This is a genomic window from Gluconobacter oxydans (genome assembly GCF_006539685.1).
GTDB lineage: Bacteria > Pseudomonadota > Alphaproteobacteria > Acetobacterales > Acetobacteraceae > Gluconobacter > Gluconobacter oxydans.
The window spans coordinates 163,093-183,995 of sequence record NZ_BJNM01000002.1 but is presented as its reverse complement, the minus strand read 5'-3'; the positions used below and the strand labels follow the sequence as shown (position 1 = coordinate 183,995).

Sequence of the window (20,903 nt, the reverse complement as noted above, 5' to 3'; positions counted from 1 at the left end):
CCGGTTCTGTCCGTAATTAGAGTGACTTGCAACGACCAGATTCTTTCTGACACGCCCCGGATTTCGGAGAATACCCCGTTGAGCAGCACCCGGCCCCGACCCGCTTCCCCTTCAGATGGCCACGCTACCCGCCCGGGAAAGCGGCATCTGATCCTGAAAACCGTCGGGGGGGTGCTGGGAACACTGGTGGCTGCCATCGTCATCCTGATCCTGGTCTGGCAGTGGGACTGGTTCGTTCCCTATATCGACCGCAAGGGCACCGCGGCCCTGCACCGTCCCGTCAGCATCGCGCATCTGCATGTCGGCCTTGGTTTCAAAACCACTGTCACCGTCGATGACCTGAAAATCGGTCAGCCGGAAGGTTTCGAGAAAGAGAAGGACGATTTCGCCTCCGCCAAGGCGATCACAGTTACTGTCGATGTCTGGCGTTACCTGACGGGTGGTGGTCTCTCCCTGCCGCTGATCCGCGCCGACACCCCCAAAGGCGATATCGTCTCGCTGCTCAACGGCACGAACAACTACAGTTTCGCATCCTCTTCCGATCCGTCGTCGCAGACATCCTCATCGTCCACCACGACCCTGCCGAAGCTCGGCAAGATCGAAATCAATGACGGCGATATTCGCCTGGCTCTGGCAAAGCTCAAGACGGACATGCATGTCCTCATCCATACCGAAGAGCCGAAAAACGGGGATGACGGGCATCTCGTCATCGACCTCAAGGGCCGGTACGCGCAGGCCCCGATCACAGGCCATATCGTCGGTGGTGCCCTGCTCGGCCTGACGGATGCAACACACCCCTATCCGATCGACGGGCGCCTCGCCAACGGCCCGACCTATGTCACGCTGCGCGGCACGGTTGACGATCCGATCCACTTTCAGGGCACCAATCTGGCACTGCATTTTGCCGGCCCGGACATGGCGCTCCTCTACCCGCTGACAGGCGTCCCCATCCCGCAGACCCCGGCCTACAGCGTGACCGGCAATCTGGCCTATTCCGACCGCGCGATCCGTTTCCAGAAATTCGAAGGGCATATGGGCTCTTCGGATATCGGCGGAGACATCAACGTCGATCCGCATCAGAAGCCGATCTTTGTGGAAGCCGCGCTTCATTCGCATTCAGTCGATCTGGCGGATCTGGGCGGCTTCATCGGCGCCCAGCCCGGCGAGGCAAAGAAAGCCGAACCGGCCAGCGCACGCGTCCTGCCTGACAAGAAGATCAATGTCCCCAAACTCAATGCCGCCAACGTCCATCTGACCTATCACGGCGATCACATCCGCAACAAAAACTGGCCGCTGGACAATATTGACGCGGAGCTGAACGTTCGCGACGGCGCCATTGACCTCAAACACCTGACCTTCGCAACCGGAACAGGCACCATCTCCGCGAATGCCACGCTGGAGCCGACGAAAAACGAACAGTTCCACACCCGCTTTCGCCTCGACGTCTCGCGCCTGCCACTGTCCCGCATCATGACGTCCAAAGACATGTTCCAGGGCGAAGGCACCATCGGCGGTCACGTGACCCTCACCTCGACCGGCAATTCGGTCGCAACGCTTGTCGAAAACGGCGACGGCGGTACGACCCTCGTTCTGGATCGCGGTGGCGATGTTACGGCCCTCCTGCCAGATCTTCTGGGCCTCAAACTGGGCTCTGCCGTCCTCTCCGCCCTTGGCATCCCGGACCGCTCCAAGCTGGAATGCCTCGTGGCCGATCTGCCGCTGAAAGACGGCATCGTCCACACCAACTCCATGCTCCTGCAGACCGGCACCACCCGGACGATGGGCACAGGAACCGTCAATTTCCACAAGGACACGCTGGATTACGCGGTCACGACACGCTCGATCGGACCTCAGATCCTGTCCCTGCCCGGCGCTGTCCATATCTTTGGCTCCATGAAAAGCCCAACGATCCTACCCGGCGCGGAACTGCTCGGCCGCGTCGCGGCCTCCGTCGGTCTGGGGATCGTCTTCCCGCCCGCAGCCCTGATCCCGACGATCCAGCTTGGCGTCGGCAAAGGCTCGGCCTGCGAAAAAGCCATTCTAGAAGCCAACGAGCATCCGGCCGCCGGCATTGCTCCCGGCAAAACCACAGGTGCTGGCCCCAGCAGCGTTCCGCACCCCGCACAGGCACGGAGTGGAACCCAGCCTGCTGGAAAAGCTGCAAAAACCCCGCATCACCGCCTGTCACCGGCTGAAGTTCGCAAGGTATGGGAGAAAAAATCGAACCCGAAATGAAAAGATATGATCCGGCCCGTGGCAGGAACGGCTTTTTTGACTATAGCTTGGCCCAGCCATTCCCTGCCCCCGGAGCGTCCGCTTGCTGCTATCCAGACTCGACCGCTGGTTCCATATCACGGCCCGCGGTTCAACGATCCCACGTGAGATCATTGCCGGACTGACGGTTTTCGGGGCCATGGCCTATATCGTGGCCGTCAATCCCGCCATTCTCTCGGCGGCGGGTCTGGACCGCCACGACATGGTCATGACGACCATCGCCGGTGCAGTCGCCGGTACGCTCCTGATGGCGCTCTGGGCCAGACTTCCGATTGCTCTCGCTCCCGCCATGAGCAGCAACGTCCTGTTCGCGCAGGTCGTTGTCCAGCAGGCCCATGTCAGCCCGCGCACGGCCTTCACGGTCGTTCTGTTCAGCGGGTTGTGCTTTACGGCTCTTTCCCTCAGCCAGATCCGCCAGCGCATCATCCGCGGCTTCCCGCCTTCGATCGTCCTCGGAATCCAGATCGCCCTCGGTGCCTTCATTGCCCGGATCGGGCTGACAACAGGCGGAATCGCCGTCCCCTCATCCGAAGGTCTGACGTTTGGATCCCTGAGCAACCCGTCCGTTCTGCTCAGCATGGCAGGTGTCGTCCTGAGCGCCATCCTCGTGGTGCTGCGCGTTCCGGCAGGTCTGCTCATCGCCATCCTGGCCATCACCATGGCCGGCCTTTTCATCCAGACGCCTTCCGGCCCGATCACGCATCTGCCCGCGCAGCTTCTGGACTGGCCGCACTACCCGACCAACCTCTTCCTGCCCTTTGATTTCCACGAATATTTTTCCCATCTCGGACTGCTCGTCCCCATCACCCTGTACTTCCTGCTGAGTGATTTCTTCGACGCGACCGCGACCATGATGAGCGTCGCCCACCGCGCCGGTCTGGACGGAACGGCCGAGAAACCCGCTCTCGATCATCGTGCCTTCGGTTCCGACGGTGCCGCGAGCATCATTGGCGCCTCGCTCGGAACCTGCACGGTCTCCGCCTATGTCGAGAGCCTTGCAGGCGTCGAGGCTGGTGGTCGCACAGGCCTGAGCGCGCTGGTCGTCGCCGTCCTGTTCGCCCTGTCATCGGTATTCTGGCCGCTCATCACCGCCATTCCGGCCATTGCCACAGCCCCCGTGCTCATTCTCGTGGGTCTGAACATGCTCGGCAGCCTCAACCGGGTCGCGGAGACACCCGCAGAAGCCATCCCGCCCCTGACGATGCTGCTCATCGCAGGTGTGACGGGCAATTTCATGCTGAGCCTGTCGTGCGGCCTGCTGATCTATACCGCCCTCGCCATCGCCATGCGCCAGTTCCAGCGCCTGACGCCCATTGTTCTCGGCCTGGATGCCGCCTTCGTCTTTTACATGATCCTTCAGGCCCATATGGGCGCATGATCACTTTCCAGACGCAGTTTTAATCCTTTTTTCATGCCTTCCGGGCAGGCTGTCTTGCATGACTTCCTGCCCCGCCACACCCCGCCACGTCTTCATTGCCACACCCTGCTTCGGTGGCACCGTCACACTGAGCTATATGCAGTCCCTCATCGGCTGCATGGCCTCAGCCCCGGCCCATAACCTGCAACTGACGCTCTCGACCATCGGAAGTGATGCCCTCATCACCCGGGCACGGAACACATTGCTGCATCAGTTCGTGACCATGACCGATGCGTCCCATCTTCTCTTCATCGACAGCGATATCGGCTTTTCCATCACCGATATTCTTGCCCTACTGGATGCAGACCGCCCCCTCATCGGCGGTGCCTATCCGCTGAAATCCCATTACTGGGATCAGGATACGGACCGTTTCATCGCCGCCGGAGAACCCGCTGTCACGGCGAGCCTGCGCTATGTCGGCGACTGCACCGCGCTGCACGACGGAACCGCACCAGGCGAGATCGCAACCGCCTCCTATATAGGCACCGGCTTCATGCTCATGACGCGCCAGATGGTGCGCGACATGATCGCCCATTATCCGGAAACGCGTTACAGCCGCATCGACGCCAGAACCGAAGGCCGCAGTCCGGACACGCCGCCCTCAGACGCCTACGCCCTTTTCGACTGCCTGATCGATCCCGAAACCCGTACCTATCTTTCCGAAGATTTCGCATTCTGCCGCCGCTGGATCGCAATGGGCGGAAGCGTCTCGCTGCACCGCGGCCTCTCCCTGACACATACCGGCAGCACGACATTCAAAGGCGACCTGGCCATCCGGACCCTGCCCCTTTCCTGATCCCCAAACCGGCCCGATCCGATTTCCGACGCCACTTGCCACTATTCGGTCATATTGAAACGGTTTAAGCACTCATGCGGTGTCGGGAGCGTGATGCATACATTCCCCGACACCGCTCCCCCATATTCAGACCATGACCGCCTGGCGGAAATACGGAATATTACTGAGCGGGTCCGCCGCACCCGCAGCCGTATTGTAATACTGCTTGTGAAAACGGCTGAGAGCGGCCGGATCACTCGTCGCCGGCAAGGGTGCCGAAACCCGGTAATACCGGATACGCGCCATCGCGGACGCATATCTCAGGTTTGAAACCAGCTGCGCACTCCTGGGCAGATCCTGCGAAAGCATCCCCTGCAGAATCCGCTCAAACCGCTTTCCAACCGGATAACACAGAAAATTGACCCAGCAGTCGTCATGCGTCGCGGGCTCCATCTGCCACAGCCCCAGAGCCGGTCCCCCACCGATCTGCCTGACATAAGTCCCCCGGCTCTCCGCCAGAGCCGTTCCCGTCACCAGATTGACCGCAACATCCCCATCAAGTCCCAGCGCCGCCAGCGCCGGAGCAACCACCAGATGCTTGAGCTGGCCCGCATCAATTCCGCTCATGCCGCCCCCTCACTTCGTGCTCAGGGACAGGGCAAAATGCACCATGCCCGTTCCCAGAATGGATGTTGCCAGTGTGATGATCCCGGTAATGACCGCCCGCCCCCCGATCAGGCGATCCAGCTTGCCGTTGACGACACGATTCCCCTCGTCAACCTTCGCTTCCAGCAGCTTCATCTGATCCCGCAGCGACGAAATTTCCTGCCGCATCTCGGTACGCAGTTCCTCGTATCGATCTGACAGCCCACCTGCAATCGTCTCCAGCCGCAGAACCCGGTCCTCAAGCATCCGAAGCGTATAAACGCGTCTCTCATTTCCATCAGCCAGACTGATTGTCAGGCCTTCCCTGTCCGACATGCCGTCCCCCAAATAAAAAAAGCGCTCCCCGAGGGGAACGCTTTTTGTGGCATTAAGCCATTAATATAGAAACAAACACGCCGTTTATCAACGAAAACCTGAAAACCACCATCTGGCACAGGAAAACCCGCCTTGGCCCTCCTGCCGGATAGGCGCATAATAGTGCCCCATGAGCGCTCCCCCGACAGAAACACTCCTTGACCTGCGTGGCCTGGCCTGTCCGATGCCTGTTCTCAAAGCCAACCGCGCCCTTCGCGACATGCCGCCCGGTGCCAGGCTGCGCATCCTCGCGACGGACCGCGCATCGGTGGCCGATTTCCAGTCTTACTGCCGCGAAACCGGCCATGCGCTCATTGCGTTTACGGACACCGCAGGCGTTCTTTCCTTCATGATCCGGCGACGTGCAGAAACGTCACCATCCTGAGGAAACTCCAGCGTTCCCATGCTCGGGGCTGGCAAAACCTGTCTTCTGCCTGTAATCCCCTCGCTACCTTGTTCCAAAGTGTGCCTTGAGGCTTTTCATGCCCGAACCCATTGATGCCATGTCTTTCGAGGATGCTCTCTCCGAACTGGAGAGGATCGTCCGCGGCCTTGAAGGCGGCCAGATGAAGCTCGAGGACGCTATTTCCGCCTATGAACGCGGTGCTGCCCTGCGCAGGCACTGTGATGCGAAGCTGGGAGAGGCCGAGATGCGTGTCCGCGCCATCGTGCAGAACGATGACGGCACGACAGGCACGGAGCCTCTTGCCGATACCGGAGAGTCCGGCCGATGAATGCCCCTACCACGTCTGTTTCCCTGAAGGACGCGCTCGCCCGCGCCTGTTCCGAGATCGAAAGCACGATCGACACCCTGCTGCCCATGGTGCCGGGAGACGAGTCCGTTCTTATTGAAGCCATGCGCTACGCAGCCCTCGGTGGCGGCAAGCGTCTGCGTGGTTTTCTGGCTGTCGAAGTAGCCACTCTGTTCGGCGCAGACCGCAAGGCCGCCCTGCGTGTCGCCGCATCGGTTGAACTGCTGCACGCCTATTCACTGGTGCATGACGATCTGCCGTCCATGGATGATGACGACCTGCGACGTGGCCAGCCGTCCACGCACAAGCAGTTTGACGAAGCCATTGCGATTCTGGCCGGTGATGCTCTTCAGACCCGTGCTTTTGAAATTCTCGTCGAGCCTGAAACCAGCCCCAACGCGACCGTCCGCGCCAATCTGGCCCTTGCGCTTGCACAGGCTTCCGGATCGGCCGGCATGGTCGGCGGTCAGGTCATTGATATCCGCGGCGAAGGCCGCGCCCTCCCGCTGGACCAGGTCCGTCGTCTGCACGCCCTGAAGACCGGCGCCCTCATCCGCTATGCCGCCGAGTCTGGCGCCATCCTCGCCGATGTGGACGACGCCCGCCGCGCCGCCATCGTCGCCTATGGCCGCGATCTCGGGACCGCCTTCCAGGTTGCGGACGACGTTCTGGACTCCACAGCAACCGCCGAGGAACTCGGCAAAACCGCAGGCAAGGACGAAGCCAGCGGCAAATCAACCTATGTCTCCCTGCTTGGCATTGACGGTGCCCGCGCCGAAGCCCGTCGCCTGAGCGACCGGGCCCGGGAGGCTCTTTCATCTTTCGGTGCACAGGCCGACGCCCTCAGGGCTCTGGCAGATTATGTCGTCGAGCGCAGGAACTGATCCCATGAGCAAGAAGACTTCCACGATTCCTACCTATGGTCGCTATCCGGAGCTGGATCGCGTCCGTTTCCCAGCCGACATGCGGAACCTGTCCGTCGACCAGCTCAAGCAGCTTGCCGATGAACTGCGCTCTGAAACCGTTGATGCCGTCTCCACCACGGGCGGCCATCTCGGCGCGTCTCTCGGCGTTGTCGAACTGACCGTTGCCCTGCACGCCGTCTTCAACACGCCGGATGACCGCATCATCTGGGACGTCGGACATCAGGCCTACCCGCACAAGATCCTGACGGGCCGCCGCGACCGCATCCGTACCCTGCGCCAGCCCGAAGGCCTGTCCGGCTTCACCCGCCGTGCGGAAAGCGAATACGACCCGTTCGGCGCTGCCCATTCCTCCACGTCGATCTCGGCCGGCCTCGGCATGGCCGTCGCGCACCACCTGCGCGCGGAAGAAGATCCGAGCTATCACGAACGTAACGTCATCGCCGTGATCGGCGACGGCTCGATCTCCGCTGGCATGGCCTATGAAGCCATGAACAACGCAGCTGTCGCAGGCCCCGGCGCAAACCGTCTGATCGTGGTGCTGAACGACAACGAAATGTCGATCGCCCCGCCGGTCGGTTCGATGTCGGACTACCTGTCCCGCCTGATGTCCTCGCGCCAGTTCTTCAGCCTGCGCGATCTGGCCGGCAAGGTCGCCAAGCGTCTTCCGGGCAAGATCGAGCGCACCGCCAAGCGCGCCGAGGAATATGCCCGCGGCATGATCACGGGTGGCACGCTGTTCGAGGAACTCGGCTTTTACTATGTCGGCCCGGTTAACGGTCACGACATGAGCCAGCTCGTGCCGATCCTGCGCAACCTGCGCGACGCCGACGATCAGGGCCCGATCCTGCTGCACATCATCACCGAGAAGGGCCGCGGCTACAAACCCGCAGAAGCCGCCGGTGACAAGTACCACGCCGTCAGCAAGTTCAACGTGGTTACGGGCGAGCAGAAGAAGGCTCCCGCCGGTCCGCCGAGCTACACGTCCATCTTCAGCCGCGAACTGATGCGTCGCGCCAAGACCGACGACAAGCTGATCACCATCACGGCCGCCATGCCGTCCGGCACGGGCCTGAACGCTTTCGCCAAGGCCTATCCGGACCGCTTCTTCGACGTCGGCATTGCCGAGCAGCACGCCGTCACCTTCGCCGCCGGTATCGCGTCCGAAGGTCTGCGCCCGTTCTGCGCAATTTACTCGACCTTCCTGCAGCGCGCCTATGATCAGGTCGTCCATGACGTTGCCCTGCAAAACCTGCCGGTCCGCTTCGCCATTGACCGTGCCGGTCTGGTCGGTGCCGATGGCGCCACCCATGCCGGTGCCTTCGACCTGAACTATCTGTGCTGCCTGCCGAACATGGTCGTCATGGCGCCGTCCGACGAAGTCGAACTGCTGCATGCCACGGCCACGGCCTGCGAATACGATGCCGGTCCGATCGCCTTCCGCTACCCGCGTGGCAACGGCATTGGTCTGGATCTCCCGGAAAAGGGCGAAGTTCTGGAAATCGGCAAGGGTCGCATCGTGCGTGAAGCACGCCGTGCGCCGAATGCCCGCGGTGGCGTTGCCATCCTGTCGCTTGGCCCCCGCATGCACGAATCCCTGCGCGCAGCCGATCAGCTCGCCGCACAGGGCGTTCCCGTCACTGTTGCCGATGCCCGCTTTGCCAAGCCGATCGACAAGGCACTCGTCGAGGATCTCGCGCGCCAGCACGAAGTCTTCATCACGATTGAAGAAGGCGCCATTGGCGGCTTCAGCAGCCTCGTCGTTCAGCACCTCGCCGAGACCGGCCTGCTGGACAAGGTGAAGTTCCGTCCGATGGCCCTGCCGGATCGCTACATCGATCACAACACGCAGGACGCCCAGTACGAAGACGCAGGCCTGACCGCACCGCATATCGTACGCACCGCGGCAGACGCCCTTGGCGTCGAAGTCGCCCAGCAGTCCGCCTGAACGACTGATGGCCAAACGCCGCGCCGACCAGCTCCTCGTTGACCGGGGGCTGGTCGAAAGCCGGACACGGGCGCAGGCCCTGATCATGGCGGGCCTCGTCTATACGAGTGACCGCCGGATCGCGAAGGCCGGCGACCAGCTCCCTGAAGACGCTCCCCTCGCCCTCAAGGGGCAGGATCACCCCTGGGTGTCGCGTGGCGGCCTCAAGCTGATCCATGCCATCGAGCATTTCGGGCTGGACCCGAAAGGCCGCATCGCAATCGATGTCGGCGCCTCGACAGGCGGTTTCACGGACGTCCTGCTGACCCATGGGGCCGAAAAGGTCTATGCTGTAGACGTCGGACACGGCCAGCTTGCCTGGAAGATCCGCTCGGACGAACGCGTCGTCGTCCTGGAAAAGACGAACGCTCGCGCCCTGACGGCCGAGCAGATCCCCGAGCCCGCCGGGATCGTGGTCTGCGATGCCAGCTTCATCGGCCTGCGCACCGTCCTGCCTGCCGCCCTTGAACTCACGACACCGGATGCCTGGGCCGTCGCGCTCATCAAGCCCCAGTTCGAAGCCGGGCGCGGGGAAGTCGGCGCAAAAGGCGTCGTCCGGGACCCGGCCGTCCACGACCGTGTCTGCGAAGAAATCCGCGAATGGTTCGCAGCTCTCCCCGGCTGGGAAGTCCTCGGGATCGAAGCCAGCCCCATTACCGGTCCTGAAGGCAATCGCGAGTTCCTGATCGCAGCCAGAAAAACCGGCACGGCACAGGCCACCGCGGAATAGTTTTCTAAAATAGTTTTACGGGGAAGACCGCGCTTTTCCTTTGGAACTGCGGGTCTTCCCCGTGCTATGGCTCCGCCGCCATGACAGCCGTAATCCATCCCGATATCCGCCCCCGAATCAATTCCGTCGCCTCTGACGACCTGAACGCTGCCGAGCGCGAACGCATCCGTGCGAAATCTGCCCTGTTCGCGCCGCCCGAGGCACGTCTTGCGGACGGACGGCGCGATCTGGTGGGCCTGTCCCGCGAAGAGCTGGCCGCGCTCATGACGGAAATCGGCGAGAAGCCCTTCCGCGCCAAGCAGCTCTGGCACTGGATCTACCATCAGGGCGCGACCGACTTCTCGGCCATGACGACCATCGCCAAGCCCATGCAGGCCAAGCTCGCCGAGCATTTCGTCGTCAGCCGCCCCACGACCGCGACCGAACAGACCTCCGTGGACGAGACGCGCAAGTTCCTCTTCCGCTTCCGCGACGGTCAGGAAGCCGAAACCGTCTACATCCCGGACCGTCGGGAAGACCGCGGCGCCGTCTGCATTTCCTCACAGGTCGGCTGCACCCTGTCCTGCACCTTCTGCCACACCGGCACGCAGAAGCTCGTGCGCAACCTCGGTCCCGCCGAGATCGTCGGTCAGTTCATGGCCGCACGCGACAGCTATGGCGAATGGCCCAGCCCCAGCGCGGACATGCCGCGCTACCTGTCCACCATCGTCCTGATGGGTATGGGCGAGCCGCTCTACAATTACGAAAATGTCGCCAAGGCCATGCGGATCATTATGGACGGCGAAGGCATCGCACTGTCCCGCCGCCGCATCACGCTCTCAACGTCCGGCGTAGTCCCGATGATGGACCGTTGCGGCGATGAGCTTGGCATCAACCTCGCGATCTCGCTGCACGCCGTCACCAACGAACTGCGCGACCAGATCGTGCCGCTCAACCGTAAATACCCGATCGAAGAGCTGATTGCCGCCTGCCGCCGCTATCCGGCCGCGTCCAACTCCCGGCGCATCACTTTCGAATACATCATGCTCCGTGGCGTGAATGACAGCGAAGCCGATGCCCGCGAGCTCGTGCGCCTGATCCGTGACCTGCCGGCCAAGGTGAACCTGATCCCGTTCAACCCCTGGCCAGGCTCGGATTTCCAGCCTTCGACCCGCCAGCAGCTCACGAAATTCGCCAACATCGTGATGGATGCCGGCTTCGCCTCTCCCATCCGTACGCCACGCGGTCAGGACATCCTCGCGGCCTGCGGTCAGCTGAAGACCGAAAGCGAGCGCCAGCGCCGCTCCGCCACCCCGGAAGCCTGACATTCGCCCGGTTTCCCTCTTCCCCCCGAGATGCTAGAAACGCTTCTCAAACGAAACACACCAAGGACCACCCAGTTATGAGCGCCCACCAGGACGTCAAGAAAGTTGTGCTCGCCTATTCTGGCGGCCTGGACACTTCGGTAATCCTCCGCTGGCTCCAGAAGACCTATAACTGCGAGGTCGTCACCTTCACCGCCGATCTCGGTCAGGGCGAAGAGCTCGAACCCGCCCGCAAGAAGGCCGAGATGTTCGGCGTCAAGGAGATCTTCGTCGAGGATCTGCGCGAAACCTTCGTGAAAGATTTCGTGTTCCCGATGTTCCGGGCCAACACGCTTTACGAAGGCCAGTACCTGCTGGGCACGTCCATCGCCCGTCCGCTGATCGCACAGCGCCAGATCGAGATCGCCGAAGCCGTCGGTGCCGATGCCGTGGCTCATGGCGCGACCGGCAAGGGCAACGATCAGGTCCGCTTCGAGCTCGGCTATTATTCGCTCAAGCCGGACGTGAAGGTCATCGCACCCTGGCGCGAGTGGGATCTGACGTCCCGCACGAAGCTCCTCGCTTTCGCTGAAGAGAACCAGATCCCGGTCACCAAGGACAAGCGCGGCGAAGCCCCCTTCTCCGTGGATGCGAACCTCCTGCACTCCTCTTCCGAGGGCAAGCTGCTCGAAGATCCGTCGATCGGCGCCGAGGAAATCGTCTTCCAGCGCACGATCTCGCCGGAAGCCGCACCCGACGTTGCAACCGAAATCACCATTGATTTCGTCAGCGGTGACCCGGTTGCCATCAACGGCGTTGAGATGACGCCGGCAACCCTGCTGACCCGTCTGAACGAACTGGGCCGTGACAACGGTATCGGCCGTCTCGACATCGTGGAGAACCGCTTCGTGGGCATGAAGTCCCGCGGCATCTACGAGACGCCGGGCGGCACGATCCTGCTGGCGGCCCACCGTTCGATCGAAAGCATCACGCTCGACCGCGAAGCTGCCCATCTCAAGGACAGCATCATGCCGCGCTATGCCGAGATCATCTATAACGGCTTCTGGTTCTCGCCTGAGCGCCGGATGCTTCAGGCCCTGATCGACACCAGCCAGCATTCCGTGACCGGCCGTGTCCGCATGCGCCTGTACAAGGGCAATGTGACCTGTGTGGGTCGTGAAAGCCCGCACAGCCTGTATGATACCCGCGTCGTGACTTTCGAGGACGACGAAGGCGCCTATAATCAGCAGGACGCCCAGGGCTTCATCAAGCTCAACGCCCTGCGCCTGCGGCTTGGCGGCCAGATCGGCCGTCGCGGCGGTACGCTCTGATTTCTCAACAGACTCCCCGGGGGACCATGACCAGTCTGATCCGTCTTACATCCGCTTTCGCCCTGTGTGGCGCCCTCGCCCTGACGGGGTGCGCCGGTGGCCACAAGCAGGTGGATGATTCCGACCTGACGCCCGAGCAGTTCATGGCGAAAATCCATGCTGAACCCGGCGTCAAGACCCTGCCGGACGGCCTGTCCTACAAGGTTCTCCAGTCGGGTCCCAAGGATGGTGAAAGCCCGCATCATGGCTCCACCATCATGGTCATCTACGAAGGCCGCCTGCCTGACGGTGGCATCTTCGACAGCTCTGACCAGCACGGCAGCGGCGCCTATATGGAAATGCCGCTCGACGGCCTCGTGCAGGGCTGGCTCGAAGCGCTGCCCATGATGCATGTGGGTGACGAATGGATGCTCTACCTTCCGCCGAATCTCGGTTACGGCAAGCGCTCCATGGGCATCATCCCGCCCAACAGCCCGCTGATCTTCAAGATCCGTCTCCTGGGCGTCAATAACGGCGGCCAGCAGTAACAGCCGCCCCCTTCCGGATCAGGCCTCAGGGTCTGTCCGGAAGAGTCCAGTGCGCATCACAGCGCGCTTCATAAAGTTCCTGATCGCCCGTCTCCAGCAGATGCCCGGTCTCGTGGGTCTTCGCAGTCCACGCCGCAGGCGCTCCACAGACATGGCAGCGCGCTGTCAGGGCAATGACCTCATCCGCCTCATCCATCAGGCGTGTCATGACGTCGAACGGCACACGCCGGTAATCGGTATCCAGCCCCCCGACCGTCACATCCGCACCCCGCGCACGCGCAGCCCGGATATCCTCAACGATATCGCCATGATAGTGCGGCGCCACCCAGAACTGCCCCTCATCCAGAACGATATGACTGTAGCGGTCCGCATCCCCGGGCCAGGCATTTGCGGAAACGGCCGCAAGGTGTGATCCGTCCCGACTCACCAGTTCTGAACCATCGCGCGTATCAAACCCGGGCTTGAGCGCCAGAACATCCGTCTGCCGCTTTGCCGCGGCAATCAGATGCGCGGATTTGCCCGCAAACATGGGCCCCACATACAGTACAAGACGTCCCCTGACGGTCATGATTGCTCCTTCCGATAGCGCCATGAGCCCTATTCCGACCGTTTTGCCAAGCCCGGCCTTGCTGAAACGCCTCTGAAAATGCCACAACGACAGTGTGATCAGAATTGACCCCGCTGTCCGGCTTCCCCTGTTTCTCGCCATTTCCATGGTGATAGTCTTCGTGATCGGCCATGCCTGGGAAAATCGTATCCAGGCCCCGCGCGAATACTCCAATGAATGCAGTATCTGCCATCATGGCGGCCATGGTCAGGTCTCTGAAATCGCCCCCATTTTCGGACGCGTCGGCCCGATTGCGCAAACGCCTGCCGGTCATCACTATCTCGTCGATGTCCTGCTTTACGGACTGGATGGCTCCATCACGGCCGGTGGCGGCCATTACAACGGTGCCATGCCGTCTTTCCAGCGTCTGCCTGATGACGAAATCGCCCGTATCCTGACCTTCGTCGCGAGCCAGGAAATGTCGGGCAGTGCTCCAACCTTCACTGCTGCGGACATTGCCGCAGCCCGCACACATCCGATGTCGGCATCCGAGGTTTTGCAGGAACGCCAGAAGCTGGACCTGCAGACGCCCGTTCGATGAAACGCATCACCCCTTCCCTGATTTTTTCAGAAACTGAAGACTGAATTCATGCAGCGCGTATTTTCCGGCATCCAGCCAACCGGCATTCCCCATCTGGGCAACTATCTCGGAGCGATCCGCAACTGGGTCACGCTGCAGGCAGATCATGACTGCGTCTTCTGTCTGGTGGACCTGCATTCCATCACCATGCCCTGGGACCCGCAGACCCTGCGCGAGCAGACGCTGGGCTCAACAGCCTGCCTTCTCGCAGCCGGCATCGAACCCACCCGCCTGTACAACCAGTCCGCCGTCAGTGCCCATGCCCGCCTTGGCTGGATCTTCAACTGCGTCTCCCGCCTCGGCTGGCTCAACCGCATGACGCAGTTCAAGGACAAGGCCGGCAAGAACCGCGAGAACCACTCGGCTGGCCTGTATGTCTATCCGAACCTTATGGCTGCCGACATTCTGGCCTTCCATGCCACCCGCGTGCCCGTGGGCGAAGACCAGCGTCAGCATATCGAGCTGACCAACGACATCGCCCAGAAATTCAATCACGACATGGGCGTGGAGTTCTTCCCGCAGGTCGAGGCATTCATTCCACCCGCCGCCGCCCGCGTCATGAGCCTGCGTGACGGCAGCAAGAAGATGTCCAAATCCGATCCGTCCGAGCAGAGCCGCATCGTCCTGACTGACACGGCCGACGACATCGCCCTGAAAATCCGCCGCGCCAAGACCGATTCCGAACCGCTTCCCAGCGAAATGGAAGGCCTGAGCGAGCGTCCGGAAGCCCGCAATCTCGTCTCGATCTATGCCGCAATGTCGGATGAAACGCCGGCTGCCGTGCTCAGCCGTTTCAGCGGTCAGGGCTTTGGTCCGTTCAAGAACGCCCTCGCCGATCTTCTGGTCGAGCGTCTGGCGCCGGTTGCCAGCGAAACACAGCGCCTGCTTCAGGACGAGGCGCATCTTCTATCGGTTCTGCGCGCCGGGGCCGAACGCGCCAACAGCATTTCCGAACCTCTCGTCCGGGAAGCCGAACGTCTCGTCGGCTTCCTGCGCTAGGATTTCAGCTTCTGGACGACCGGGAAACCGGTTCGTTCAGAAGATCCATGATCTCGGCCGCCGCCGCATCCGCAGGCGTCCCCACAGGCGGCGAGAGCTTATCGAGCACGTCGGCAAATGCCATGCGCTGCTTTTCCACCATCTGCGGATCACTCAGCAGCTTCGAAACCGTCTCGGCCAGTTTCTTTGGCGTGCAGTTTTCCTGAAGCAGTTCTGGCACCACCTCCCGCCCGGCCAGCAGATTGACCATCGCCACATGCGGCACCTTGATCAGACGCCGCGCAATCGTCGCCGTCACAGGATTGACGCGATACGTCACCGCCATCGGCACATTGCCCATCGCAAGCTCAAGCGTGGACGTCCCTGACTTGGTCAGCGCACACTGGGCCGCCGCAAAAGCATCATGCTTGTCGTGAATGTCAGTGACGATATGCGGCTGAATCGGCCATTTGCGGATCAGCTGGCGGATCGTCGGCGCAATCACGGGCGCCACCGGAATAACCGGACAGATATCCGGATACTGCACCCGCAGGATATCCAGCATCTTGCGGAACACTGGCAGAAGCCGGGGCGCTTCCGAACGCCGGCTGCCCGGCATCAGGATCACGACCGGCGCATGAGCCGGAATATTGTGCCGCAGCCGGAAGCGCTGGGCATTCCCCTGCCGCACACCGGACTGAAGCACGGGATGCCCGACAAACCGCCCTTCCAGCCCACGCTGCGCAAACCAGTCCGGCTCGAACGGCAGGAGGCAAAGCAGCCTGTCCCAGAGCCCCGGAAACTCCTTGACCCGGTTTTCGCGCCAGGCCCAGACCTGCGGCGCGACATAATGCACGCGCTTGATACCTGAGCGCTCGATTTTCTGAAGCAGACGCAGGGTAAAGCCCGGGCTGTCGATTGTTACAACCAGATCCGGCTTGCGCAGCTCGATATCCTGCACGGCTTCGAGCAGACGCTGCGAGAGCTGCCGCAGACGGGGCACGACCTCAACCAGTCCCATGACGGCCAGATCGCTCATGGGAAACAGGCTGTGCAGCCCGAGCGCTTCCATGCGCCCGCCCCCCACACCGGCAAACACCAGCGACGGGTCCTGCGCATGGAGTGCCTGCATGAGACGCGCGCCAATAACGTCCCCGCTGGCCTCACCCGCCAGAATCCAGATCACCCGCCCGTAACGGGGCAAGGACGTAGCCTTTTGGGAAGGGTCCGCCGAGGACTGTCCGTCAGATCCGGATTCTGGAAGAGAGTTCATCGACGCAGCACAGCCCCTGTTGCCTTGAGAACCGCAGCTTCCACCGATTTGGAAACCGCTTCAAGCTGCGTATCCGTAAGACTCTCGCTCTGTGGCTGCAAGACCACTTCCACGCCGAGCGAACGATGTCCTTCCGGCAGACTGCCGCCCTCGAACACGTCAAACAGCCGGACATCCTGCACCAGATTGCGATCCGCCATCCGCGCGGCCTTCAGAACCGCCTGGATTTCCACATCCGGACCCGCAACGAAAGCGAAGTCACGTCGGACCGGCTGCAACGGCGACAGAACAGGCGCGGCTTTGCGCTTGGCCTTCGGCAGCGGCACCTGATCCAGATAGACCTCGAACGCCACCACGGTTCCGCTCAGTCCCAGCGCCCGCGCGACACGCGGATGCAGTTCGCCGAACGTCCCCAGAACCATCTTCGGCCCCTGCCGTACCTGACCCGAGCGGCCCGGATGATAGAATCCCGGCGCATCAGCCGTGACCGACAGCGCCGCTTCCGGCACTCCCAGTGCCACCAGAGCGGCGGTCAGATCTGCTTTCGCCTCCCAGAGCGTTGCTTCATGCGCCGCAACACCCGGCTCACGCGCCGTCAGACCGGCCCGCAGACCCGCCAGACGCAGATGCTGCCCGGTCGCATCGAAGCTCGGCCCAACCTCGAACAGAGCGCCCTCACCCGACAGACCCAGACCACGCGCCAGATTGCGTGACAGGGCCCGCGCCAGATTGATCAGCGGCGTCGGACGAAGCTGATCCAGATCTGTTGCGATCGGATTCAGCAGATGCTGCGTTTCCGGCACATCACCGAACAGGGCCGCATCATCCTGCGCCACGAACGAGAAGCCGACCGTCTCGGTCAGTCCGCGTGCCGCACAGACACGACGCAGCAGAGCCGCACGCGCCTGAAGCGGCGTGACGGCCGGAGCCGGCACAACCGTCGTCTGCGGCAACGCAACCGCCGGAACATTGTCCAGCCCGTAAAGCCGCAGCACTTCTTCAAGCAGATCGCATTCCGCTTCCATTGCCTGAACATGGCTGGCAGCGCGACTGGCCACGTCTTCATCCAGCGTCGGGGCCTGTGCCAGAACCTGCCCCGAGGCAATGTCATTGCGCCAGGACGGCACCAGGAACGTCGCGGCGTCTTCCGTCCGTTCCGTCACCTCAAAACCCAGATGCTCAAGGGAGCGCACGGTATCGTCAGCCGCGATATCCACACCGCCCAGCGTCTTCAGGCGCTCGAACCGCAGCCTCGCCGTCCGTTTCCAGTCCGGCAGGGCGCCAGCCTCGGTGATCTCGCTGACTTCACCGCCACACAGATCGCGGATCATGACCGTCGCGGCTTCAAGTCCGTTGAGAACCTGCGCCGGATCAATCCCGCGCTCGAAACGCTGCCGCGCATCGGTGTGAATGGCCAGACGACGTCCCGTCAGGGCAATCCGCACAGGATCAAAGAGGGCGGATTCCACGAACACATCGATCGTGTTCTCATCCACGCCACTGCTCTCACCGCCAATCAGACCGGCAAGCGACTGCACACCGGCTTCATCGACAATGATCATGTCCTCGGTGCCGAGCACATATTCGCGCCCATCAAGCCCCGTAAAGGTCTCGCGAGCCGCATGCGTCACCGTCAGCGTATCGCCTTTAAGTTTTGCAACATCAAAGACATGCAGCGGACGGCCGAGATCATAAGTGAGGTAGTTCGTTACATCGACAAGCGCCGAGATCGGCTTGACCCCGACCGATTCCAGACGACGCTGCAGCCAGTCCGGGCTCGGCCCGTTCTTCACACCCCGGATTACACGCCCGACGATATAGGGGCAGGCCGGATGCTCGGTCTTCCACGTCAGCGGCGAGGGGAAATCCCCTTCCACCGCTTCCGTCAGCCAGGGCTTCAGATGCCCGATCCCGCCGGCTGCCAGATCCCGCGCAATGCCCCGGATGCTGAGCGCATCGCCACGATTGGGCGTGATAGCGATTTCGATGACCGGATCATCCAGCTCGGCATAAGCGGCGTAGGACTCTCCGATCGGAGCTGTTTCGGAAAGTTCGGCAATGCCATTGCTTTCCTCACCGATCCCAAGCTCACGGAGCGAACACAGCATGCCGCCGCTGTCCTGCCCGCGGATCTTGCCCTTCTTGATGGTGATGTCGAGCCCCGGAACATACGTGCCCGGCGTCGCAAAGATCACATGCAGACCGGCCCGTGCATTCGGCGCACCGCAAACGACCTGCACGTCTTCAAAACCGGCGCCCGCAGCAACACGGCAGACCTGAAGCCGGTCCGCATCCGGATGGCGATGCGCTTCCACGATCTTGGCGGTCCGGAAACCCACCAGACGATCAGCGGGGTTTTCAACACCCTCAACCTCAAGCCCGATGATATTCAGCCGGGCACAGATCTCTTCAACAGAAGCTGTAAAATCAAGATGTTCGCGCAGCCAGGAAAGAGAGAACTTCATGTCACACGCCCTCCGTCAGCGTGGCAGGCAAAAACGCCGAAAATCCGTAATGACGCAGCCAGCGCAGATCGCTTTCGTAGAAAGACCGCAGATCGGGAATGCCATTCTTCAGCATCGCCAGACGCTCGATCCCCATCCCGAACGCAAATCCCTGCCATTCGGCCGGATCCAGGCCACAGTTCGCCAGAACCCGCGGATGGATCATCCCCGATCCCAGAACTTCCAGCCAGTCGGACCCGCCACCGATCTCGCCAGTCGCCTTCGACCAGCCGATATCAACTTCCATGGAAGGCTCGGTGAACGGGAAATAGGACGCCCGGAAACGGACCGGCAGGTTCGGCTTGTCGAAATAGACGCGCAGGAACTCGATCAGGCAGCCCTTGAGATGCCCAAGCGTGATGTTGCGATCGACCACGAGGCCTTCGCACTGATGGAACATCGGCGAATGGGTGGCATCATGATCGGCACGATAGGTGCGACCGGGGGCGATGATCCGGATCGGTGGCTTTGAGCCGAGCATGGTGCGGATCTGCACACCAGAAGTCTGCGTGCGCAGAACCCGCGGCTCCCCGTCCTCATTCTTCGGCGGCAGATAGAACGTGTCGTGTTCGGTCCGGGCGGGATGATGCTCAGGCGTATTGAGGGCCGAGAAATTGTGCCACTGGCTCTCGATATCCGGCCCTTCGGCGACGGAGAAGCCCATCGCACCGAAAATGGCCGTCATTTCCTCAATAGTTCGGCTGATGGGATGGATGGTGCCCGTCACGACCGCAGGCGCCGGCATCGTCACGTCCACACGCTCGGAGCGCAGACGGGCCTGAAGCGCCTCTTCCTCGATATCGCGGCCACGGGCCTCGATAGCAGCCGTCAGCTCGTCGCGCAGACGATTCAGCGCCTGACCGCGCTCCTTGCGCTCCTGCGGCTCCAGCCTGCCCAGCTGTTTGAGCAGACCGGTCAGCGCACCGGACTTGCCCAGCGTTCCGACGCGGATCGCATCCCACTGGGCGCGGTCCTGCGCTCCGGCCAGCGCAGCCAGCGTGTCATTCCTGAGTATATCGAGATCGTCAGCCATACCGCCCATCCCCTGCAGCACAAAACAAAACGGGCCGTCCTGATAACAGGACGGCCCGCCAGTCACCAGACCCCCGGAGGGATCAAGCCGGAAAAGCTCAGCCGAGAGCGGCCTGGGCTTTCTTCACGATTTCACCGAAAGCGGCGCTATCGTCAAAAGCGATGGCGGCGAGGACCTTACGGTCGATCTCGATGCCAGCCTTGTCCAGACCATTGATGAAGCGGCTGTACGTCAGACCATGCTCGCGGACGGCAGCGTTGATACGCTGGATCCACAGGGCGCGGAAATCACGCTTCTTGTTGCGACGGTCACGATACGCATAACGCAGCGCCTTCTCGACGCGCTCCAGGGCAATGCGATAGTTCGTGGACGAACGGCCGCGATAGCCCTTGGCGAGCTCGAGAACCTTCTTGTGACGGGCGTGCGACGTTACGCCCCGCTTGACACGTGCCATTTACCTTATCTCCTTACGAAAGCCCGTAGGGCGCCCACTGCTTGATTGTCTTCGCATCCATGTCCGTCATGGTCTGGGGACCACGGTTGGTGCGCTTCATCTTCTGCGGACGGTTGATAAGGCCATGGCGCTTGTTGCCCGGGCCGCACATCACTTTGCCGGTCGCGGTGATCTTGAACCGCTTCTTGACCGACGACTTGGTCTTCATCTTGGGCATTTCGGTCTCCCTCGCCGTAAACGATTGGTCCTGCATCCTGCAGAGACTCTGCACGGCCGGGCATGCCACTCGTGGCCCGGACGCGTGCGCGGAAGCGGTGTCCTTATCGTAAGCCCAAGTGGCCTGCAAGCGCATTATTTTCTTGAACGCTCAATCATAAGTCCTTCCTTTCCTCAAGTCACGACGACGTGAAAGTCCTCACAGTGACGTGAGCAAGATGAACCTTCTGACATCTTGA

General features: G+C 61.9%; 21 protein-coding genes. 13 read left to right on the top strand and 8 right to left on the bottom strand.

Annotation, left to right across the window (positions count from 1 at the left end):
• The first annotated feature begins 78 nt into the window (after nucleotides 1-78).
• The 3 genes from GOX01_RS01785 to GOX01_RS01775 all read left to right on the top strand — a co-directional run bounded on the left by GOX01_RS01785 (nucleotide 79) and on the right by GOX01_RS01775 (nucleotide 4,487).
• Nucleotides 79-2,235 carry an AsmA family protein gene (locus GOX01_RS01785; RefSeq protein ID WP_011251830.1) on the top strand — a complete coding sequence of 719 codons (2,157 nt, stop codon included), beginning with the start codon at nucleotides 79-81 and terminating at the stop codon, nucleotides 2,233-2,235.
• 85 nt (nucleotides 2,236-2,320) lie between these two features.
• Complete coding sequence (locus GOX01_RS01780; protein ID WP_024717205.1) at nucleotides 2,321-3,652, top strand: NCS2 family permease; 1,332 nt, start codon at nucleotides 2,321-2,323, stop codon at nucleotides 3,650-3,652.
• A 58-nt stretch (nucleotides 3,653-3,710) separates the two neighbouring features.
• Complete coding sequence (locus tag GOX01_RS01775; protein ID WP_062269828.1) at nucleotides 3,711-4,487, top strand: hypothetical protein; 777 nt, start codon at nucleotides 3,711-3,713, stop codon at nucleotides 4,485-4,487.
• Between the two features lie 126 nt (nucleotides 4,488-4,613).
• Here GOX01_RS01775 and GOX01_RS01770 read toward each other — a convergent pair whose 3' ends face one another.
• The gene (locus tag GOX01_RS01770) at nucleotides 4,614-5,093 is read right to left on the bottom strand and encodes a hypothetical protein (protein WP_011251833.1); all 480 of its coding nucleotides are present in this window, start codon (nucleotides 5,091-5,093) and stop codon (nucleotides 4,614-4,616) included.
• A gap of 9 nt (nucleotides 5,094-5,102) precedes the next feature.
• Nucleotides 5,103-5,447 (bottom strand): hypothetical protein, encoded by a 345-nt coding sequence (locus GOX01_RS01765; protein ID WP_011251834.1) that lies wholly within the window; start codon nucleotides 5,445-5,447, stop codon nucleotides 5,103-5,105.
• A gap of 169 nt (nucleotides 5,448-5,616) precedes the next feature.
• On the opposite strand from GOX01_RS01765, the gene GOX01_RS01760 reads away from it, so the two are divergent.
• The 8 genes from GOX01_RS01760 (at nucleotide 5,617) to GOX01_RS01725 (ending at nucleotide 13,019) form a co-directional block, all read left to right on the top strand.
• On the top strand, nucleotides 5,617-5,871 hold the full coding sequence (locus GOX01_RS01760) for a sulfurtransferase TusA family protein (RefSeq protein ID WP_011251835.1): 255 nt from the start codon (nucleotides 5,617-5,619) through the stop codon (nucleotides 5,869-5,871).
• A gap of 97 nt (nucleotides 5,872-5,968) precedes the next feature.
• Entirely contained in the window at nucleotides 5,969-6,220 is a 252-nt protein-coding gene (locus tag GOX01_RS01755) for an exodeoxyribonuclease VII small subunit (RefSeq protein ID WP_011251836.1), read from the top strand.
• Entirely contained in the window at nucleotides 6,217-7,122 is a 906-nt protein-coding gene (locus GOX01_RS01750) for a polyprenyl synthetase family protein (RefSeq protein WP_011251837.1), read from the top strand. The genes GOX01_RS01755 and GOX01_RS01750 overlap by 4 nt, the downstream gene beginning before the upstream one ends.
• Nucleotides 7,123-7,126: 4 nt before the next feature.
• Nucleotides 7,127-9,109 carry a 1-deoxy-D-xylulose-5-phosphate synthase gene (gene dxs / locus GOX01_RS01745; protein ID WP_024717207.1) on the top strand — a complete coding sequence of 661 codons (1,983 nt, stop codon included), beginning with the start codon at nucleotides 7,127-7,129 and terminating at the stop codon, nucleotides 9,107-9,109.
• Nucleotides 9,110-9,116: 7 nt separating this feature from the next.
• Nucleotides 9,117-9,878 carry a TlyA family RNA methyltransferase gene (locus GOX01_RS01740; RefSeq protein WP_011251839.1) on the top strand — a complete coding sequence of 254 codons (762 nt, stop codon included), beginning with the start codon at nucleotides 9,117-9,119 and terminating at the stop codon, nucleotides 9,876-9,878.
• Nucleotides 9,879-9,958: 80 nt separating this feature from the next.
• Nucleotides 9,959-11,182, top strand: a complete 1,224-nt coding sequence (gene rlmN, locus GOX01_RS01735) for a 23S rRNA (adenine(2503)-C(2))-methyltransferase RlmN (RefSeq protein ID WP_011251840.1) — start codon at nucleotides 9,959-9,961, stop codon at nucleotides 11,180-11,182.
• 77 nt (nucleotides 11,183-11,259) lie between these two features.
• Nucleotides 11,260-12,492, top strand: a complete 1,233-nt coding sequence (locus GOX01_RS01730) for an argininosuccinate synthase (protein ID WP_011251841.1) — start codon at nucleotides 11,260-11,262, stop codon at nucleotides 12,490-12,492.
• A 26-nt stretch (nucleotides 12,493-12,518) separates the two neighbouring features.
• Nucleotides 12,519-13,019 carry an FKBP-type peptidyl-prolyl cis-trans isomerase gene (locus tag GOX01_RS01725; RefSeq protein WP_011251842.1) on the top strand — a complete coding sequence of 167 codons (501 nt, stop codon included), beginning with the start codon at nucleotides 12,519-12,521 and terminating at the stop codon, nucleotides 13,017-13,019.
• A gap of 25 nt (nucleotides 13,020-13,044) precedes the next feature.
• Here GOX01_RS01725 and GOX01_RS01720 read toward each other — a convergent pair whose 3' ends face one another.
• Nucleotides 13,045-13,587, bottom strand: a complete 543-nt coding sequence (locus tag GOX01_RS01720) for a thymidine kinase (RefSeq protein WP_062269827.1) — start codon at nucleotides 13,585-13,587, stop codon at nucleotides 13,045-13,047.
• 94 nt (nucleotides 13,588-13,681) lie between these two features.
• Between GOX01_RS01720 and GOX01_RS01715 the strand changes: the two genes are divergently transcribed.
• Both GOX01_RS01715 and trpS read left to right on the top strand, forming a co-directional pair.
• The gene (locus GOX01_RS01715; protein ID WP_024717208.1) at nucleotides 13,682-14,167 is read left to right on the top strand and encodes a c-type cytochrome; all 486 of its coding nucleotides are present in this window, start codon (nucleotides 13,682-13,684) and stop codon (nucleotides 14,165-14,167) included.
• Nucleotides 14,168-14,215: 48 nt separating this feature from the next.
• Nucleotides 14,216-15,205, top strand: a complete 990-nt coding sequence (trpS, locus tag GOX01_RS01710; protein ID WP_024717209.1) for a tryptophan--tRNA ligase — start codon at nucleotides 14,216-14,218, stop codon at nucleotides 15,203-15,205.
• A 4-nt stretch (nucleotides 15,206-15,209) separates the two neighbouring features.
• Here trpS and lpxB read toward each other — a convergent pair whose 3' ends face one another.
• From lpxB to rpmI, 5 genes are all read right to left on the bottom strand, one after another.
• Nucleotides 15,210-16,457: a lipid-A-disaccharide synthase gene (lpxB, locus tag GOX01_RS01705; protein ID WP_011251846.1), complete on the bottom strand. Its 1,248-nt coding sequence runs from the start codon at nucleotides 16,455-16,457 to the stop codon at nucleotides 15,210-15,212.
• The gene (gene pheT / locus GOX01_RS01700; RefSeq protein WP_011251847.1) at nucleotides 16,454-18,922 is read right to left on the bottom strand and encodes a phenylalanine--tRNA ligase subunit beta; all 2,469 of its coding nucleotides are present in this window, start codon (nucleotides 18,920-18,922) and stop codon (nucleotides 16,454-16,456) included. The genes lpxB and pheT overlap by 4 nt, the downstream gene beginning before the upstream one ends.
• 1 nt (nucleotide 18,923) lies before the next feature.
• Nucleotides 18,924-19,994 carry a phenylalanine--tRNA ligase subunit alpha gene (gene pheS / locus GOX01_RS01695; protein ID WP_011251848.1) on the bottom strand — a complete coding sequence of 357 codons (1,071 nt, stop codon included), beginning with the start codon at nucleotides 19,992-19,994 and terminating at the stop codon, nucleotides 18,924-18,926.
• A gap of 97 nt (nucleotides 19,995-20,091) precedes the next feature.
• Nucleotides 20,092-20,448 carry a 50S ribosomal protein L20 gene (gene rplT / locus GOX01_RS01690; protein ID WP_011251849.1) on the bottom strand — a complete coding sequence of 119 codons (357 nt, stop codon included), beginning with the start codon at nucleotides 20,446-20,448 and terminating at the stop codon, nucleotides 20,092-20,094.
• Nucleotides 20,449-20,461: 13 nt separating this feature from the next.
• Nucleotides 20,462-20,665, bottom strand: a complete 204-nt coding sequence (gene rpmI, locus GOX01_RS01685; protein ID WP_011251850.1) for a 50S ribosomal protein L35 — start codon at nucleotides 20,663-20,665, stop codon at nucleotides 20,462-20,464.
• Between the last annotated feature and the right edge of the window lie 238 nt (nucleotides 20,666-20,903).

Excerpts from the sequence above, each read along its gene's own strand:
- GOX01_RS01765 (WP_011251834.1), bottom strand. The coding sequence starts at position 5,447 with ATGTCGGACAGGGAAGGCCTGACAATCAGTCTGGCTGATGGAAATGAG.
- GOX01_RS01760 (WP_011251835.1), top strand. The coding sequence starts at position 5,617 with ATGAGCGCTCCCCCGACAGAAACACTCCTTGACCTGCGTGGCCTGGCC.
- GOX01_RS01725 (WP_011251842.1), top strand. The coding sequence starts at position 12,519 with ATGACCAGTCTGATCCGTCTTACATCCGCTTTCGCCCTGTGTGGCGCC.
- lpxB (WP_011251846.1), bottom strand. The coding sequence starts at position 16,457 with ATGAACTCTCTTCCAGAATCCGGATCTGACGGACAGTCCTCGGCGGAC.
- GOX01_RS01755 (WP_011251836.1), top strand. The coding sequence starts at position 5,969 with ATGCCCGAACCCATTGATGCCATGTCTTTCGAGGATGCTCTCTCCGAA.
- pheT (WP_011251847.1), bottom strand. The coding sequence starts at position 18,922 with ATGAAGTTCTCTCTTTCCTGGCTGCGCGAACATCTTGATTTTACAGCT.
- pheS (WP_011251848.1), bottom strand. The coding sequence starts at position 19,994 with ATGGCTGACGATCTCGATATACTCAGGAATGACACGCTGGCTGCGCTG.
- GOX01_RS01770 (WP_011251833.1), bottom strand. The coding sequence starts at position 5,093 with ATGAGCGGAATTGATGCGGGCCAGCTCAAGCATCTGGTGGTTGCTCCG.
- rpmI (WP_011251850.1), bottom strand. The coding sequence starts at position 20,665 with ATGCCCAAGATGAAGACCAAGTCGTCGGTCAAGAAGCGGTTCAAGATC.
- GOX01_RS01775 (WP_062269828.1), top strand. The coding sequence starts at position 3,711 with ATGACTTCCTGCCCCGCCACACCCCGCCACGTCTTCATTGCCACACCC.
- GOX01_RS01750 (WP_011251837.1), top strand. The coding sequence starts at position 6,217 with ATGAATGCCCCTACCACGTCTGTTTCCCTGAAGGACGCGCTCGCCCGC.
- dxs (WP_024717207.1), top strand. The coding sequence starts at position 7,127 with ATGAGCAAGAAGACTTCCACGATTCCTACCTATGGTCGCTATCCGGAG.
- GOX01_RS01730 (WP_011251841.1), top strand. The coding sequence starts at position 11,260 with ATGAGCGCCCACCAGGACGTCAAGAAAGTTGTGCTCGCCTATTCTGGC.
- rplT (WP_011251849.1), bottom strand. The coding sequence starts at position 20,448 with ATGGCACGTGTCAAGCGGGGCGTAACGTCGCACGCCCGTCACAAGAAG.
- GOX01_RS01720 (WP_062269827.1), bottom strand. The coding sequence starts at position 13,587 with ATGACCGTCAGGGGACGTCTTGTACTGTATGTGGGGCCCATGTTTGCG.
- rlmN (WP_011251840.1), top strand. The coding sequence starts at position 9,959 with ATGACAGCCGTAATCCATCCCGATATCCGCCCCCGAATCAATTCCGTC.
- trpS (WP_024717209.1), top strand. The coding sequence starts at position 14,216 with ATGCAGCGCGTATTTTCCGGCATCCAGCCAACCGGCATTCCCCATCTG.
- GOX01_RS01740 (WP_011251839.1), top strand. The coding sequence starts at position 9,117 with ATGGCCAAACGCCGCGCCGACCAGCTCCTCGTTGACCGGGGGCTGGTC.